We start from the raw sequence: 17,333 nt of genomic DNA, 5'->3' as shown, positions 1-17,333 counted from the left end.
AATGCCGATTCCACTATTCAATTCTATTGCTTCTTGGTTGCTTAAAAAGCGGTATCATCAAATAGAACTTTTTTTGAAATATCCAGAAGAGGTGCAGCAAGAAGTATTGTTGCAACTTATAGAGATAGCGGAAGATACGGAGATTGGGCGCAGTTATGGGTATAACAGTATTACCAACTATGAAACCTTTAAAGAACGTGTTCCCTTGGTTTCTTATGAAGATATAGAACCCATAATAGAACGAACAAGAAGGGGTGAGCAGAATATTTTTTGGCCTACTTCCGTGAAACTATTTGCAAAGAGCAGCGGCACGACTAATGCTAAAAGTAAATTTATTCCCGTAAGCCTTGAGGCCCTAGAGGACTGTCACTATAAATCGGGCAAAGACTTACTTTGCTTATATTTAAACAACAATGAAAACTCCCAGTTGTTCACCGGAAAGAGTTTAAGATTGGGCGGTAGTAAGGAGTTGTACGAGGATAATGGTTCATTTTTTGGAGACCTCTCCGCTATCCTTATCGATAATATGCCGCTTTGGGCGGAATTCAGTAGTACGCCAAGTAGTAAGGTCTCGCTAATGAGCGAATGGGAAAGCAAACTAAAGGCCATTATCAAAGAAAGTGTTACTGAAAACGTAACCAGTTTGGCAGGTGTGCCTTCTTGGATGCTTGTATTGCTCAACAGTATGTTAGAGGAAACGGGGAAGGATAACCTATTCCAGGTCTGGGAAAATCTGGAAGTATACTTTCATGGTGGTGTCAGCTTTAGTCCGTATAAAGAACAATACAAGGTATTACTTCCGCGAAAGCAGTTTAAGTACTATGAGATTTACAATGCGTCTGAAGGTTTTTTTGCGATTCAGGATAGGAACAATGCAGATGACTTATTGTTGATGTTGGATTATGGTATTTTCTACGAATTCATTCCCATGGATACCTACAATACCTCGGAACAAGTAGAAATACCTCTTTGGGATGTTAAGGTTGGCGTTAATTACGCTATAGTAATTACTACGAATTCTGGCTTATGGCGCTATAAAATCGGTGATACGATAAGGTTTACCTCCAAAAACCCATACCGTATTCGAGTTACGGGCCGGACTAAACATCATATTAACGTCTTCGGGGAAGAGCTTATCATAGAAAATGCCGAAGAAGCCCTTAAAAGTGTATGTAAAAAAGCGGGGGCGGAAATTAAGGACTATACAGCCGGTCCTATTTTTATGAAGGGAAGGGAAAAAGGGAGTCACGAGTGGATTATAGAATTTAGAAAAGCCCCAAAAGACTTGGATTATTTCACAGAGTTTTTGGACAATGCCCTTAAGTCCTTGAATTCGGATTATGAGGCTAAACGGTACAACAATACCACCTTGAGCATGCCTAAAGTGCATGTGGCAAGAGAAAATCTTTTTTACGATTGGTTAAAGATTAACGATAAACTTGGCGGCCAGCATAAAATTCCTAGGTTGTCAAATAAAAGGGACTATATAGATGAGTTACTTCAAATGAACATGGAGCTTTAGAGTAATACAAAACTAGCTGTTTATGACTGCTATTTTCAATTTTTTAATGATTGCAGGGGCCGTGCAGGGCTTTGTGTTCAATGTGGCCACCTTCGCCTCCCGAAAGAAAATTGAAAAACCCATTCTCTACCTCAATTTATTCGTTCTTTTTCTTTCCTTAAATAATTTACAATCTTGGCTAATTGACAAAGGTCTATTATTGGAGGGGATACCATGGCAGAATTTCACTTTGCCATGGTACGTTCTTATTGTGCCTATGTTCTATGCGTTCTTACTGCATTATCTAGAAATAGAAAAAGATCGGTTCTTTGGTACGACTATCTATCGGACTGTTCTTTCTGGAATTGTTGACTAGAACGGTCGCGAACATCATGGTGGTAAGTGCGGCCTGGCCAGCACATTATTTGAGCATCTATAATACTATAGAGGATGTCATTACATTGGCCTTTTCATTATTTCTTTTTTATAAATCTATCAATATTGTATTTCAGTTTAAACCAATTGACACTCCTATTTTAGCTTTTGATGATTTAAAATGGTTAAAGTGGTTTTTTTATCTTGGCGGAGGTGTCTTCGCACTTTGGATATTATTCATAGTATTTAATGTTACCGGATGGGTTGCAAAACCATATAGTTATTATCCGCTTAGATTAGGTTCCTCAATTTTGATATACTGGGTGGGCTACCAGGCTTTTTTTAGGTGCACGATTTTAAAGGATAGGGTATTATTGAGAAAGGAAATTCGAAAAAAGAGTAGGCTTAACGGTTTAGGGCCGAGGGATAAGGAAAGTAGGGGTGCGGTTGCCTTTGCAGAGGTTGATGACTATGTTTTGTCCAATCAAAAATTTTTAAATCCTTATTTAAGTTTGGAATCCTTGGCTACGGAGTTGGGTAAAAGTACAAGTAACCTATCTAAATTAATGAATACCTATGCAGGGCATAATTTTTCAGACTATATCAATAACTATAGGGTTATTGAGGCTAAAAGGTTATTGGCTTACCCGGATTTTGACGCGTATACGATGGTTGCCATTGGTCTTGAATGCGGTTTTAACTCTAAATCTACCTTTTATACTTCATTTAAAAAGTTTACGGGTTTAACTCCAACTACCTATAGAACAATGCCTGTTTCTTAAATATCAGAATTGTCCGAATTTTTCTTGTTTATAGAATTTCGGACAAGCCGGACTTAGCGATGTTCTAGTTTTGTTCAGACAAAAAACTAGACCCATGAGAGTATTACTAATTATTTTCTTTTGGGCCATTACCCAAAGTCTAATGGCCCAAAAGAATACTGTTTTCTTAGAATTAGGAGGGCAGGGTGGCATCACGTCCCTTAGTTACGAGAGACAGTTCAACGATAGAACCACTGGTCTTGGTGTACGTACTGGTATTGGCACAAGTGTATTTGAGTTCAAGCCCAATGAATCAGATTCTGGGTCAATAGCTGGATGCTCTATCCGCGGGTCAATATTACCGCACCAAGGATTTCATTTACAATGCCGGTCAGCTTACAGTACCTGTTTGATATTAGAAATAGTAATTATATGGAGGTAGGCCTAGGGTCACCCTGGCAACTGATTTCCCTATCAATCTTTGTTCATCATGCTGTGATTGGATTCCGAAGACAATTTGGATATCAGAAAAGATGGATTTGGAAAATTAATTTTACACCTATAATCGACGTAAGTGGTGAAAATATTCAAAAGGATTCAGAACCAACGATCTGGGGAGGAATATCCCTCGGCAGAAAATTTTAGCCTATCAACAATAATGAACATTAAAATATAGAATATGAAGAAAATAGTCATCTCCGCATCTCTTTGTTTGCTTCTTAGTAGCTGCTTTACCTATAGGAATATAGACCTGGACAAAGGAGAATTCAACCAAGAAGATATTTTTAAAATAATAAAGACGGATGAACAAATAGAGAAAGGAAAATTATATTCTTAAATGATAGTTTAACTGTTCTGCAAAGGAAAGCAGGTACAAAACATGTTGTTCTAAGAACGGATATACAGGAAATTCGCAAGAGAAAATTTTCTTTAGGAAAAACCATAGCATTGCCCGATGGAATTACGGCTGTTGTTACAGCTGTAGCTCTTTATACATTCTCCAATTGGAGTGTTTCGCTAGGATATTAATCCAGATTATTTTACAAATCTGTTTTACAATTTAAACCTTTTTAAACGTATGAATTTGAACGGTTTTAATAGGTGCAAAAATCTTGATAAAAGTAAGAAGTGCTTACTTTCTTTAAAACAGGAATGCATTTTAGCCCAATAAATGATTGGTTTAACCGATAAACGGACCTACATCGAGGAATTTCCTCACATGAACAATTAAATGACGATTTTAGACGTTAAAGAGAGAATTTAGTGCAATAATTCCCAAACTAATATTTAATTATACTACTATTATGGCTGAAAGATTAGTAATTGTTTCTGATATGTGGGGGGCGAAAAAAGGCATCTGGATAACTTCCTATTTAGGCTATTTGCAACAATATTTTGATATTACTTTTTATGACAGTCAACAATTGGCAAATCTGGACTTGACTGTCCAGAGTGAAGAAAATGTGCATAATTCCTTTGCAGAAGGCGGTATCGATACTGCGATTGCGCATTTATTAAAAAGAGAAAAAACGCCAAGCTATTATTTGGCCTTTAGTACTGGAGGTACTATTGTGTGGAACGCTGCCAAAATGGGGCTACCCGTAAAATCTCTTTATAGTGTATCCGCAACACGCATACGATTGGATAATGATAAGCCTTGCGTGCCATTTAATTTATTGTATGGGGCTAACGATTCCTACGCACCAAAAGAATCTTGGGCAAATATGTTAGGGATCGAGATGGAATTGATGCCGAATTTTGGGCATACCCTTTATTCCGACGAAAAAGTGATTCGCAAAGTCTGTTTGGATTTACTACAGCAAGTAACTCAAATTGCACCTAAGGAGAAGAAGGCGGTGTAGCTTAAGAAACTGCCTTTAATTTTTTCACCGTCTCGTAAGAAAGCTTTTGCTCCGCATAAGGTTTGGTCACCTTAAATTCTGTTTCTCCGCTTGTTGGCATTTCAAACATGGCATCGGTGAAAATTGCTTCACAAAGTGACCGTAATCCTCTTGCCCCAAGTTTATACTCAATGGCTTTTGCTACTATATATTCTAGCGCTTGCTCTGTTATGGTAAACGTAATGTTATCCATGGCAAAAAGCTTTTCATATTGTTTTATGATAGCATTTTTTGGCTCGGTGAGAATTGCTCTAAGCGTCTTTTCATCCAAGGGGTTCATATGGGTCAAAACGGGTAGTCTCCCTATAATTTCAGGTATTAGGCCAAACTCTTTTAAATCCTTTGGTATAATGTATTGAAGCATGTTGGAATTATCCAGTTGCTCATCTACCTTAGAGGCATTGTAACCCACGGCTTGCATGTTCAAACGTTTTGCAATAGAGCGTTCAATACCATCAAAAGCCCCACCTGCAATAAAGAGAATATTTTCGGTATTAACTTCTATGAATTTTTGATCAGGATGTTTACGACCTCCCTTTGGCGGTACATTGACCACGGTGCCCTCTAGCAACTTTAAAAGCCCCTGTTGCACGCCTTCTCCTGATACATCTCTTGTAATGGATGGATTATCACTCTTTCTAGCAATCTTATCGATTTCATCAATGAAAACGATACCACGTTCAGCTTTTTCCAGATTATAGTCTGCTGCTTGCAATAAGCGGGTTAAAATACTTTCTACATCCTCGCCTACATAACCTGCCTCGGTTAAAACTGTTGCATCAACTATGGCTAAAGGTACATTAAGCATTCTTGCAACGGTCTTGGCCATAAGGGTTTTACCAGTACCTGTTTGACCCACCATGATAATATTACTCTTCTGGATCTCTACGTCATCTTCTTTGGAAGACGGTTGTAAAAGTCGCTTATAATGATTGTATACAGCTACGGACATTACCTTTTTGGTACGTTCCTGCCCAATGATAAAGGTGTCTAAAAAAGATTTTATTTCCTGTGGTTTCTTTAGGACCAACTCCGAAGAGAGGTCATTGGTCTTGGTTTGCCTAGATTCTTCAGCAACAATGCCATGCGCTTGTTCTATACATCTATCACAAATGTGTGCATCCAAACCGGCAATCAAAAGATTGGTTTCCGGTTTTTTTCTCCCACAAAACGAACATTCTAAATTTTCTTTTGCCATATTCTAGTACAATAACCTAATCTATAACGAGGGTATTTTGATTTTGGTTCAAAAAACTAACTTAATTTTGGTAGTTGGTCGAAATTATTTCTTTTCCCTAACCAAAATTTCATCGATCATACCGTATTCCAAAGCTGCATCGGCCTTCATCCAGTAGTCTCTATCACTATCGTCGTGTACTTTTTCAACTTTTTGCCCGGAGTGTTTTGCTATAATTTGATATAGTTCATCTTTGAGCTTAAGTATTTCCTTGGCCGTTATTTCTATATCGCTAGCCTGGCCTTGAGCTCCACCCATAGGCTGGTGGATCATAACTCTTGAATGTTCCAAACCACTTCGCTTTCCTTTTTCTCCAGCGCACAGAAGAACAGCACCCATAGAGGCTGCCATACCGGTACATATGGTGGCAACATCAGGATTAATAAATTGCATGGTATCGTAAATGCCCAAACCTGCATAAACACTTCCTCCTGGGGAATTGATATATATCTGAATATCTTTTGAGGCATCAACACTGGCCAAGAACAATAACTGGGCCTGTACAATATTAGCTACCTGATCATTGATTCCGGTGCCGAGAAATATAATACGGTCCATCATAAGCCTAGAGTATACATCCATGGCTATAACGTTCATTTGTCTTTCTTCAATGATGTTCGGCGTCATGTTGGTCGGGTACATGGCACTCATGATGTTGTCATAGTACGTACTGCTGATACCTTGATGTTTTATGGCGTAATTCTTAAATTCTTTTCCGTAGTCCATAAATAGTTAATCGATTTTAGTGGTAAAAAAAGGTGCCGAAAAAGTGTTTTCCCGGCACCGTAAAGATACTTAATTTATTGTTTGGATACTATCCATTAACTTCTTTGATGAAGTTTTCATAGGTAACTTCCTTAGTCTTTAGGTTCGCCTTTTCTTTATAAAGACTAAGAAGTTTTTGGCTCATCAATTGTTCAGATAAACGTTTTACCTCGTCCTGGTTGCCTAAAACCCTGGCTGCTATATTGTCCAGTTCTTCTTCTTGGGGATCAAGTTGGCCAAACTGTGCCATTTGGGATTTTATAAATCCTTTCGCAAACTCCTTGAGTTCGTCAAACTGCACTTGAAGGTTGTTGTCGTTGATGACCTTACCTTCAATGAGTTGATAACGCAGTCCTTTTTCAGATTTTTGGTATTCTTCCGCAGCCTCCTCTTCGGATAACTCCTTTTCACCGGTCACCTGTATCCATTTGGTCAAAAATCCTGCCGGTAGATCAAACTTTGTATTTTCAATAAAATACTCGGTTACATCGTTAAGCAATTTTTGATCCGCTTGCTGCTCAAATTGTTTTTCGGAATCTTCAATGATACGTTCTCTAAGCTCTTTCTCAGATTTTACGGCATCCTTTCCAAAGAGCTTGTCAAAAAGTTCTTGATTTAATTCTGCTGGCTCCCTTTCGTTTATCTCCGTAATAGTAAAAGAAACTTCGATATTCAATTTTTCTGCTTTTTCTTTAGAAATACCTAGGATACTTCCCAGTAAATATTCCTCCTTGACCAAACCTTTGGTCTTTAAGGTGACCGTATCTCCGACTTTTTTGCCGACCAGACTTTCTATGGCTTTTTTACTTTTTAGTTTATCTAACTCTAAAAGCGTTTGGTTGTCTATTTCTTCTGCTTCATTAAAGAACTTGCCCGATACTTCATCGGTTTTACCGACGACCTCCTTGCTTACCAATTTTCCGTATTGTTTCTGAATGCGTTCTACTTGCTCCGTCACCATTTTCTTGTCAGCGACTATTTTGTAGTGCGTTATGGCTTTTTTAGTCTTTAGGGGAACTTCAAAATTCGGTGCTAAACCTAGTTCAAATTCAAAGTCAAGTTCTTCTTGGTCCCAGTCAAAGCTGTCTTGTTGTTTTGGTAACGGATTACCAAGAACATCTAGCTTTTCTTCTGTAAGGTATTTGTTCAAATTGTCTTGAAGCAATTTGTTCACTTCGTCAACTAAAACAGCTTTACCATACTGCTTTTTAATTAGGCCCATAGGAACCTGTCCTTTTCTAAAGCCAGGAACATTAGCCTGTTTTTTATAGTCTTTAAGGATGGTATCTACTTTATCTTGATAGTCTTCCTTTGTAATAGCAACTTTAACAACAGCGTTTAAATCGTCTATCTGTTCTTTTGTAATATTCATTCCTTATTTTCTTATGTCCTTATATAAAATGGGATGCAAAATTACTATAATTTAGCCTGTTCGCCAAGTTTTTAAGGGGTTGAATTTCAAAAGCTAAGTCCATCTTTACTTGTCCTCCTTGAGGAGCGAATACAATATGGATTGTAGAAAGGAGAGCAGAAGGCTGAAAAGGAGGGCCCACCAAATATTCCCCACACTAAAACCTGCTACTAGGGCATCGGCCAAAAGAATGATAATGGCATTGATGATCAACAGAAAAAGTCCGAACGTGACTATCGTTACCGGTAGCGTAAGAATAATTAAAATGGGCTTTACCAAGAAATTCAACAAACTCAGTATTATCGCAACAATTATAGCGGTAACATAGGAGTCTACCGATACATTGGGTAGTATATTTGCCAAAAGGATTACTGCTAAAGCACTTAATAAAATTCGTAAAATAAGTTTCATTGGTTTTTGTGTTTACGGGTTGTTTTAGATGTAATGAGCTATAGTAGGTACAGCAGAATTACTTTTAAATGTAATCAATTTTTGTTTGTCTTTGTCCTTTGACATCTACAAAGCCAAGTTAGCATTTAAGCAAAAGCCTATTAGGATGACAAGAAATGTAGCGATTTGGACAAGAATTCCTTTGGGTTTTCTGCATGTAGCCAGTGTCCGGCATTGGCTATCGTTTCCATTTGAGCCAAAGGAAAATGCGTTTTTATTTGCAATAGGTCACTATCGGTAACATATTCGGATTTACTTCCTTTTAGAAATAAGGTAGGCCCTGCGTAGCTATCCGTGCTATTGATGTTCTCCCCAATTTCTTCCATCTTATGGCTTAGAACGGGCAGGTTAAACCTGAAGGACAGTTTTTTTTCACTGTTCCACAACAAGTTTTTTAAGAGAAATTGCCGTATTCCAAAATTAGATATGTGTTTCTGAAGTTCATCATCTGCTTCCTTTCGCGAAGTGAGTACGGATAAATCAATTTTATTAAGGCCATCTATAATTTCATGATGGTGGGGAGGATAAAATTTTGGGGCAATATCCGCAACCAATAGCTTTTCCGTTTTACCAGGATAATCACAGGCAAATTGCATTGCCGTTTTTCCGCCCATAGAATGCCCTATCAATAGCGTACGCTCTATATTTTTGGACTCTAGATAATTGTTCAGGTCTTTGGCTAAAAAATCATAATTAAAATCTTCGGAATGAAAGCTCTTGCCATGATTGCGTTGGTCTATGAGATGCACTTCCATACCACTGTCCGCATAAGCCATTCCCAACGTCTTCCAGTTATCGGACATTCCCAGAAAGCCATGAAGTACGCATAATGGTTTTCCGGAACCTAATATTTTTGAATGTAGTATTTCTCTCATTTCAATTTGTTCAGATACATATTTACCACATTGTCCAAGCCCAAGTAAATTGCTTCACAAATAAGAGCATGCCCTATGGAAACCTCTAAAAGATTAGGAATGTGTGTTTTAAAGTATAGGATGTTTTCTAGACTAAGGTCATGACCGGCATTTATACCGATACCGATTTCGTTAGCGGTTAGCGCCGCTTCCACAAAAGGTTGTATGGCTTTCTCTTTATCCGAGGTGAATTGTGAGGCATAGCTCTCGGTGTAGAGTTCAATGCGGTCCGCCCCAACATTTTGAGCACCTGTTACCATTGCGCTATCCGGGTCTACGAAGATAGAGGTTCTAATTCCTGCTTTTTTAAAGGTACCGATAACATCTTTTAAAAAGCTTTCGTTCTTAACGGTATCCCACCCGGCGTTTGACGTTATTGCGTCTACGGCATCCGGCACTAAGGTTACCTGTGTTGGTTTTACTTCCAAGACCAGATCAATAAACTTTGGATTAGGATTGCCTTCAACATTGTACTCCGTGGTGACTATATTTTTAAGGTCTCTAGCATCTTGATAACGAATATGACGTTCGTCCGGGCGTGGATGAATAGTAATTCCTTGAGCGCCAAATCGTTCTATATCCGCTGCAACTTTTAGAAGGTCCGGTACATTGCCGCCACGGGCATTACGGAGAGTTGCAATTTTATTTACGTTTACACTGAGCTTTGTCATTGGGTCATTTTAGTTTCAAAAACGTTCCAAAAATACGAATTAGGCTTACCTTTTGATATTAATAATTACTATTTTGCGTTATAATTTAACTCATGCAGATTCAAAGCCACATAATAAAAAATATACCTGAATTCAAGATTGGAGATTCCTTTGGAAAAGTTTTGGATTTTTTCAAGGAGAATACGTATTCGCATATCGCCATTACGGAGAAAAATCGATTCTTGGGTGTATTTTCGGAAAATGATGTAGAGATTATCGATGCGGCTGCAAAAATCGAATCGTACCGATACGATTTGGAGACCTTCTTTGTTAGGAAGAATACCAATTGGCTAGACGTACTAGAAGCCTTTGCAAGAAATGAAGCAAACTTGCTGCCAATTTTAGACGAGAACGAAGAGATAATAGGATATTACGATTTAACGGATATCGTTTCCGTTTTTATCGACACTCCTTTTTTTACCGACCCAGGGAATATCCTGGTCGTGGCCAAAGGAATGAAAGACTATTCATTTAGTGAAATAGCTCAGATTGTTGAAAGTAATAATGCCAAGTTTATTGGTGGTTTAATAACCGATATACAGAATGATGTCGTTCAAATAACTATTAAGATAAGTACCACTAATTTTAATGACGTGGTGCAAACTTTTAGGCGCTACAACTACAATATTATCTTCGGTAATAGTGACGACCAATTTTTGGAAGATTTGAAACAGCGTTCAGATTATTTAGATAAATTTTTAAACGTTTAGCATGAAAGTTGCCATTTACGGTCAAACATATCATGAGCAAGTCATTGATTTTTTACTGGAACTTTTAGACGAACTGCAAAAAGAAAGTGCGGAAGTCGTTATAGAAAAAGAATTTTACAATCACTACCTATTAAAGGGGAATACCCTGAATTTCCCAACATTTAGCGAATCTGCTGGCCTTGATGGTTCCTTTGATATGTTCGTAAGTTTTGGCGGAGATGGTACCATTCTAAGAGCGACCACTTTTGTAAAGGACATGGGAATTCCCATTGTGGGAGTAAACACAGGTCGGTTGGGGTTTTTGTCCACCTTTAAAAAAGAAGATGTAAGGAAAGTGGTTCGTGAATTTGTTGCTGGGGCCTATACCATAGTAGAAAGAAGCCTTGTTCAATTGAATACGAAGCATCTAGATGCAGAATTTGGTGACCTTAATTTTGCACTCAACGAGATTACGGTAAGTAGAAAGGATACCACTTCCATGATTACGGTAGAAACCTATTTAAATGACGAATACCTTACCTCTTATTGGGCAGACGGCCTTATTATTGCCACGCCGACAGGGTCAACAGGGTATTCTTTGAGCTGCGGAGGCCCAGTAATCGTACCCACGGCCAAGTCATTGGTGTTAACTCCTATTGCGCCTCACAATCTTAATGCGAGGCCATTGGTAATTTCAGACGAGACGAGTATTCGGCTTAAAGTCTCGGGTAGGGAAGAGAACCATCTGGTTTCTTTAGATTCTAGAATAGCGTCCCTTGAAAATGGTCAAGAAATTACCATTAAGAAGGCCTCTTTTTCAATTAAGATGATTGAATATACTTCAGAGAGCTTTCTAAAAACCCTCAGAAATAAGCTTTTGTGGGGTGAGGACAAAAGAAATTGAACCTGAAATGAAACAATAAATACCTTCAAAAGCTGTTTATCTTGTGAGAACATAAATAGGGTTGCACACCTTTGTAAACGATGAAGATGGACCTATTTATTGAAAATAGTAACGTATGTGGCGAATTGGTTTATTAGTGCTTTTTTTTAGCTCCCTGAGTTTGAAGGGTCAAACTTATGAGGTGGGGCTCTTTACCGGTGGCGCTAACACAATTAGTGATGTAGGGCGCACCAATTATATTTTGCCATCGGATATTGCGTTCGGAGGTATCTTTAAGTGGAATAAAAGCAAGAGGTATGCGTGGAGGGGTAGTGTTATGTACGGCAAGTTCACTGCGGACGATACCAAATCTAGCTCTTCTGCAAGACAACAAAGAGGTTATGTGGTGGATAACTCCATACTCGAAGGTTCTTTAGGCCTAGAATTTAACTTTGTGGAGTACAACCTGCATAAATTGGGCCCGGCATTTACACCGTATCTTTATACAGGGGTAACTTATTTTAGGTATGATTTTGAATATTTTAATGGTACGGTGTTACAGGAAACTTCGCAGAGAGATGGTTCGTTTGCGATACCAATTACGGCCGGTTTTAAGTATCGTATCAATCAGTTTCTTATTTTTGGGGCAGAAATTGGTGCCCGATATACGTTTACGGATAATTTAGATGCCAGTAATCCTGAAGGCTCCAATTTTGAACAGTTCCGTTTTGGGAATATTTTTAGTGATGATTGGTATGTGTTCTCGGGGGTTACCTTAACCTATACTTTTGGGAGAAAGCTTTGTACCGATTGTTTTGAGTAGCAAAGTAAATGGATAAAATAGAAGGATTAGTCAATCACAATTTACCAAAACATCTAGCCATAATAATGGACGGTAATGGCAGATGGGCCAAGCAACAAGGTAAACATCGCGTTTTTGGTCATGAGCACGGCGTAAAAACCGTTAGGTCTACCGTTGAAAATTGTGTGAAGATAGGAATTGAGTACCTTACTTTGTACACGTTTTCTACGGAGAACTGGAACAGACCCAAGATAGAAATACAGACTTTAATGCGGCTCTTGGTATCTTCACTTAAAAAAGAACTTAAAACTTTTAACAATAACCACGTTCGTCTCAATACTATCGGGAACATTTCAGCACTGCCGGAAAAAGCCTATAAAGAGTTGTTGGAGGTGATGGATAAAACAAAGGATAATACAGGGATGACCCTGACATTGGCCTTAAGTTATGGCTCTCGAGAAGAGCTGCGATCCGCTGTGAAGGCAATTGCGGTCAAAGTTAAAAATAATATAATTTCAGCTGAAAATATTGATGAAACCATTATAAATAACCATCTTTACACGCACAATTTGCCAGACGTAGACTTGCTTATCCGTACTAGTGGAGAACATCGGATCAGCAATTTTTTATTATGGCAGATAGCATACGCAGAATTATATTTTATTGACGTATTTTGGCCCGATTTTAGTGAGCACCATTTGGTGAAGGCTATAAAGAATTACCAGAACAGAGAACGACGATTTGGAAAAACTAGCGAACAACTCATTTAAAGATATGACTAGGTTCATATCCTTGAACCACTTATTTACCACTCTTCTTATTTTTATTTCAATTAATACCTTCTCACAAGACCTGTCTTATGAAGATGGTAAAAAATATATTTTAGGAGGGCTAGAGGTCACCGGTCTGGTAAGTTATAACGAACAGACGGTAAAGACCTACACAGGGCTTCGTGTGGGGCAGCCCATAACCATTCCAGGGGAACAAATCAGCGGTGTAATCAACAAGTTATGGGGTCTAGAACTGTTTAGCGGTATAGACGTTTACATTACGGACATCAAGGGGAACGATATTTTTTTAGAACTGCATATTGTTGAAAGACCCACCCTAACGGACGTTACTTTTTACGGAGTCAAAAATAGGAAGGTAGAAGAGCTAGTTAAGGATACCGATCTTAAAAAAGGAAAAAAGATTACGGAAAGTCTTATTTCTAACACCAAAAATTACCTCACTAACAAGTACAAAAAACAGGGTTATCTTAATACCAAGGTCACTATTGCCACAAAAAAAGATACTTCCGAGACCAATGCCAGAAGCATGGTGGTGAATATCAAAAAGGGGGACAAGGTTAAAATAAAGGATATCGTCTTCGAGGGTAATGAAGAGTTGTCAGATAAAAAACTTCGTAAAGCTTTAAAAAACACCAAGAAAAAACGCTTAGGTCGGTTCTGGAAGAAATCAAAGTTTATCAAGAAAGATTACGAGGAAGACTTGGGCTTGCTTGTAGATAAGTATGCGGAAAACGGATTTAGGGATGCGCGCGTCATATCCGACACTTTGGTAAAGGTTGATGATAATAACATCCAGCTGAACATTAAGGTGGAAGAGGGTAATAAGTACTATTTCGGTGATATCGATTTTGTAGGTAACACGGTGTATACCGATCGCCAACTCTCGCAAGTACTGGGCATTAAAAAAGGGGCCACTTATAACGGTGTTCTTTTAAGAGAGCGTATTGCAGATAATTCTAAACCTGATCCAAATGACGTAACCAGTCTATATCAAAATAATGGATATTTGTTTTCTACGATTAATCCGGTTGAGGTATCAGCGGCAAACGATACCATTAATTTTGAAATTAGAATCATAGAGGGTAAGGAGACCTTTCTAGACCATGTTACAGTAAATGGAAATGACAAGACCAATGACCATGTTATTTTCCGTGAGCTAAGAACTAGACCAGGTCAAAAATATAATAAATCGGATATTATTCGTAGTATAAGAGAATTAGGGCAGTTAGGCTTCTTTGACGCGGAACAGATAACACCAGATGTCTTGAATGCTAATCCTAACGAAGGTACGGTCGACTTATCTTGGAATTTGGTAGAATCCGGCTCTAGCCAGATAGAATTGCAAGGTGGTTATGGTGGAGGTGGTTTTATAGGTACCCTTGGCCTTTCTTTTAGCAATTTTTCCATACAGAATTTATTTAAGGGAGAAGCTTATAAACCGGTGCCCATGGGGGATGGACAAACCTTTGCCTTGCGTTTACAGGCAAGTAGAACCTTTAGGGTCTATAGTCTTAATTTCTCGGAACCTTGGCTTGGAGGTAAAAAACCGGTACGTTTTAACCTAAGCTTATCACGTACACAACAATTTGCGGCCACCTTTGGTGGTAGAAATGGAATCAATGTTAATAAGGATCAGCAGTTTTCTATTACGGGTGTAACGGCAGGGCTGGCAAAGCGAGTACAATGGCCGGATGATTTTTTCACCATTTCTCATTCCTTGAGTTATCAATTATACGATTTCAGGAACTATAATATAGGTCTATTTAATTTTGGTAATGGTAAGGCTAACGCTCTTGCCTATACTTTAGGTATTTCTAGGAATGCCACCTTAGGAGGGCGTATTTTTCCAAGAGGAGGTTCTAACTTTGAGATTACAGCAAAGTTTACTCCGCCATATTCGTTGTTTAGCAATAAGGATTTCGGTTCGCTGACGGACAGGAGTACAGAGTTGCAACCTATCGTGAACCAGCAAAGGGCTCAGGGTATACAAACATCTCCTGAAATCACTGAGTTGGAAAATGCCGACCAAGAACGCTTTAGATTATTGGAATATTACAAAATAAAGTTCAAAGGGGATTGGTACACGACCTTGGTTGATAAACTGGTCTTACGTACTAATGCAGAGTTTGGATTCTTAGGTAATTATAACAGTGATATTGGAGATGTGCCTTTTGAGCGTTTCTTCGTCGGTGGTGATGGTCTTGGGAACTTTACTTTGGATGGGCGTGATGTTGTGCAGCTAAGGGGATATGACAATCAATCGTTAACACCGGTAGACCCAATTTCCGGACAGCAAGAAGGTGGTATAGTGTACAATAAATTCTCTTTAGAACTTAGGTATCCGTTGACATTAAAGCCTTCTGCATCTATTTATGGACTAGCATTTTTAGAAGGTGGTAACTCTTTTAGCAATTTTCAGCAATTTAATCCGTTTCAATTAAAACGGTCGGCCGGTGTGGGGGTTCGCATATTTATGCCAGCATTTGGATTATTGGGAATAGATTTTGGATACGGGTTTGATGAAGACCTTAGACCTCAATCTGCTGGCCAAGGTCCAAGCGGATGGCAAACGCACTTCATAATTGGTCAACAGTTTTAATTTAAATTTGAAATTTTACGATTGTACCATATGCTAATCCTTTCATTTTAAAAGTTTTAGTAATTTTGGCACGATATTTTCTATTGGATTAAACGATATCAAAAATGAAGTCAAAAACAAAAGTTCTTTTATTTCTTAGTGTAGTATGCTTAAGTGTAAATTCCTTTGCCCAGAGAGGGGTTCGGATGGCTTACGTGGACATGGAATATATTTTGGAAAATGTAGAAGAGTATAGGGAGGCAAGTGAGCAATTGGATACCAAAGTGCAGAAATGGAAAGTGGAAATCGAGCAGAAGCGAAGTGTAGTTGAGCAAATGAAGAAAGATCTAATGGCCGAAAAAGTATTATTGACGGCGGAACTTATTTCAGAACGTGAGGAAGATATTCAAATTCTTGAGAAAGAGATGTTAGAATATCAACAGAACAGATTTGGACCACAGGGCGATTTGGTCCTTCAGAAACGGAGATTGATACAGCCTATACAAGATCAGGTGTTCAATGAAGTGCAGAAAATAGGTACCAATAAAAAATATGATTTTATTTTTGATAAATCAGCGGATGTCGTAATGTTGTACTCCGAAAAAAGACATGATATAAGTGAATTGGTATTGCGCCAAATCGCTAGGACTAGAAAAATAAGTAAGCCGGCAAATAAAGGAAATAAAAGAAGCCGATTAGATGATTTTGAAGGCGACGATGAAGAGTTAGAAGCAGTTGAAAGCGATGCGGTCACAGAACGAAAGGATAAAGCTAAAGAGGCTAGTGAAGCAAGGGCCAAAACAGCCGAAGAGAAAAGAGCAGAGCAATTAAAGTTACGGGAGGAAAGAAAGAAGGCGTATGAAGAACGAAGAAAGAAGTTGTTAGAAGAAAGAGAAGCGAAGAAAAAAGAAAAGCAAGAGGAGCGCAAGAAGGACTCGGAAGAAAAAGAAAATAGTTCCGAACAATAGATTTAAAGAACCATTAATTAACACTCAAATAAAAATTAAATTTTAACTCATGAAACAAGTAAAGAAAATAGCTGTAGCCTTAATGTTGTTTGTGGCGGCGAGCAGTTTTGTAAATGCACAGAGTAAAGTTGCACATATTGATGTAACACAATTATTGGCAGCGATGCCAGAGATGAAAGCTGCTGAGGCAGAACTTAAAAAACTACAAGAAACGTACAACGCAGATATTCAGGCTTCAATGACGGAGCTACGTAACAAGTTTACGCAGTACCAGAACGAGGCACCATCAAAGTCAAAGGAAGAGAACGATAAGAGAGCTGTAGAACTTCAAGGTTACGAGAAAAGTATCGGAGAAGCGCAACAAGCAGCGCAACAAGAATTTCAAAAGAAACAAGCTGAGCTCTTTGCTCCAATTTCCGAAAAAGCAAAAGCAGCTATCGAAAAAGTTGCGGCCGCTCAAGGTTACGACTATGTAATAGATGCGCAAGCTGGTGGAGGATTGATCGTAGCGAAAGGTAAAGACCTTTTGGCGGATGTAAAGACTGCATTAGGATTCTAGTAAGAAATATCATTTCAAACGAATAAAAAACCATCCTT

The 17,333-nt window shown here is 38.5% G+C and carries 19 protein-coding genes; 13 read left to right on the top strand and 6 right to left on the bottom strand.

Features of this window, described 5'->3' with window-relative positions; all coding sequences use genetic code 11:
* Position 1: 1 nt before the first annotated feature.
* The 6 genes from BFP77_RS06665 to BFP77_RS06640 all read left to right on the top strand — a co-directional run bounded on the left by BFP77_RS06665 (position 2) and on the right by BFP77_RS06640 (position 4,499).
* Entirely contained in the window at positions 2–1,522 is a 1,521-nt protein-coding gene (locus BFP77_RS06665) for a GH3 auxin-responsive promoter family protein (protein ID WP_099573256.1), read from the top strand.
* Positions 1,523–1,544: 22 nt separating this feature from the next.
* Complete coding sequence (locus BFP77_RS06660; protein ID WP_099573255.1) at positions 1,545–1,877, top strand: hypothetical protein; 333 nt, start codon at positions 1,545–1,547, stop codon at positions 1,875–1,877.
* Positions 1,831–2,658, top strand: coding sequence for a helix-turn-helix domain-containing protein (locus tag BFP77_RS06655; protein WP_143751861.1), 828 nt, complete (start codon positions 1,831–1,833; stop codon positions 2,656–2,658). The genes BFP77_RS06660 and BFP77_RS06655 overlap by 47 nt, the downstream gene beginning before the upstream one ends.
* 94 nt (positions 2,659–2,752) lie before the next feature.
* A complete protein-coding gene (locus tag BFP77_RS06650) occupies positions 2,753–3,079 on the top strand; it encodes a hypothetical protein (protein WP_099573253.1) in 327 nt (108 codons plus the stop codon).
* A 237-nt stretch (positions 3,080–3,316) separates the two neighbouring features.
* On the top strand, positions 3,317–3,475 hold the full coding sequence (locus BFP77_RS16945; RefSeq protein ID WP_180272321.1) for a hypothetical protein: 159 nt from the start codon (positions 3,317–3,319) through the stop codon (positions 3,473–3,475).
* Between the two features lie 466 nt (positions 3,476–3,941).
* Positions 3,942–4,499, top strand: coding sequence for a hypothetical protein (locus BFP77_RS06640; protein ID WP_099573251.1), 558 nt, complete (start codon positions 3,942–3,944; stop codon positions 4,497–4,499).
* A gap of 1 nt (position 4,500) precedes the next feature.
* Here the strand turns inward: BFP77_RS06640 and clpX are convergent, their stop codons facing one another.
* From clpX to BFP77_RS06610, 6 genes are all read right to left on the bottom strand, one after another.
* Complete coding sequence (gene clpX, locus BFP77_RS06635) at positions 4,501–5,736, bottom strand: ATP-dependent Clp protease ATP-binding subunit ClpX (protein ID WP_099573250.1); 1,236 nt, start codon at positions 5,734–5,736, stop codon at positions 4,501–4,503.
* Positions 5,737–5,820: 84 nt separating this feature from the next.
* Positions 5,821–6,501 carry an ATP-dependent Clp endopeptidase proteolytic subunit ClpP gene (clpP, locus tag BFP77_RS06630; RefSeq protein WP_099573249.1) on the bottom strand — a complete coding sequence of 227 codons (681 nt, stop codon included), beginning with the start codon at positions 6,499–6,501 and terminating at the stop codon, positions 5,821–5,823.
* Between the two features lie 88 nt (positions 6,502–6,589).
* A complete protein-coding gene (tig, locus tag BFP77_RS06625) occupies positions 6,590–7,912 on the bottom strand; it encodes a trigger factor (RefSeq protein ID WP_099573248.1) in 1,323 nt (440 codons plus the stop codon).
* 105 nt (positions 7,913–8,017) lie between these two features.
* Complete coding sequence (locus tag BFP77_RS06620; protein WP_099573247.1) at positions 8,018–8,362, bottom strand: phage holin family protein; 345 nt, start codon at positions 8,360–8,362, stop codon at positions 8,018–8,020.
* A gap of 140 nt (positions 8,363–8,502) precedes the next feature.
* Positions 8,503–9,276: an alpha/beta fold hydrolase gene (locus tag BFP77_RS06615; protein WP_099573246.1), complete on the bottom strand. Its 774-nt coding sequence runs from the start codon at positions 9,274–9,276 to the stop codon at positions 8,503–8,505.
* The gene (locus BFP77_RS06610) at positions 9,273–9,986 is read right to left on the bottom strand and encodes a pyridoxine 5'-phosphate synthase (RefSeq protein WP_099573245.1); all 714 of its coding nucleotides are present in this window, start codon (positions 9,984–9,986) and stop codon (positions 9,273–9,275) included. Before BFP77_RS06610 ends, BFP77_RS06615 begins: the two co-directional genes overlap by 4 nt.
* Positions 9,987–10,078: 92 nt before the next feature.
* On the opposite strand from BFP77_RS06610, the gene BFP77_RS06605 reads away from it, so the two are divergent.
* The 7 genes from BFP77_RS06605 to BFP77_RS06575 all read left to right on the top strand — a co-directional run bounded on the left by BFP77_RS06605 (position 10,079) and on the right by BFP77_RS06575 (position 17,295).
* On the top strand, positions 10,079–10,735 hold the full coding sequence (locus BFP77_RS06605) for a CBS domain-containing protein (RefSeq protein ID WP_099573244.1): 657 nt from the start codon (positions 10,079–10,081) through the stop codon (positions 10,733–10,735).
* Between the two features lies 1 nt (position 10,736).
* Entirely contained in the window at positions 10,737–11,618 is an 882-nt protein-coding gene (locus tag BFP77_RS06600) for an NAD kinase (RefSeq protein WP_099573243.1), read from the top strand.
* Between the two features lie 115 nt (positions 11,619–11,733).
* The gene (locus BFP77_RS06595; protein WP_099573242.1) at positions 11,734–12,420 is read left to right on the top strand and encodes a DUF6089 family protein; all 687 of its coding nucleotides are present in this window, start codon (positions 11,734–11,736) and stop codon (positions 12,418–12,420) included.
* 8 nt (positions 12,421–12,428) lie between these two features.
* The gene (locus tag BFP77_RS06590; protein WP_099573241.1) at positions 12,429–13,169 is read left to right on the top strand and encodes an isoprenyl transferase; all 741 of its coding nucleotides are present in this window, start codon (positions 12,429–12,431) and stop codon (positions 13,167–13,169) included.
* Between the two features lie 4 nt (positions 13,170–13,173).
* Positions 13,174–15,789, top strand: a complete 2,616-nt coding sequence (locus BFP77_RS06585) for a BamA/OMP85 family outer membrane protein (RefSeq protein WP_099573240.1) — start codon at positions 13,174–13,176, stop codon at positions 15,787–15,789.
* Between the two features lie 104 nt (positions 15,790–15,893).
* A complete protein-coding gene (locus BFP77_RS06580; protein ID WP_099573239.1) occupies positions 15,894–16,736 on the top strand; it encodes an OmpH family outer membrane protein in 843 nt (280 codons plus the stop codon).
* Between the two features lie 49 nt (positions 16,737–16,785).
* Positions 16,786–17,295 (top strand): OmpH family outer membrane protein, encoded by a 510-nt coding sequence (locus tag BFP77_RS06575; protein WP_099573238.1) that lies wholly within the window; start codon positions 16,786–16,788, stop codon positions 17,293–17,295.
* The last annotated feature ends 38 nt before the right edge of the window (positions 17,296–17,333 follow it).

Source organism: Maribacter sp. 4U21, assembly GCF_002742365.1.
GTDB lineage: Bacteria > Bacteroidota > Bacteroidia > Flavobacteriales > Flavobacteriaceae > Maribacter.
This window is presented reverse-complemented; position numbering and strand designations above follow the sequence as displayed.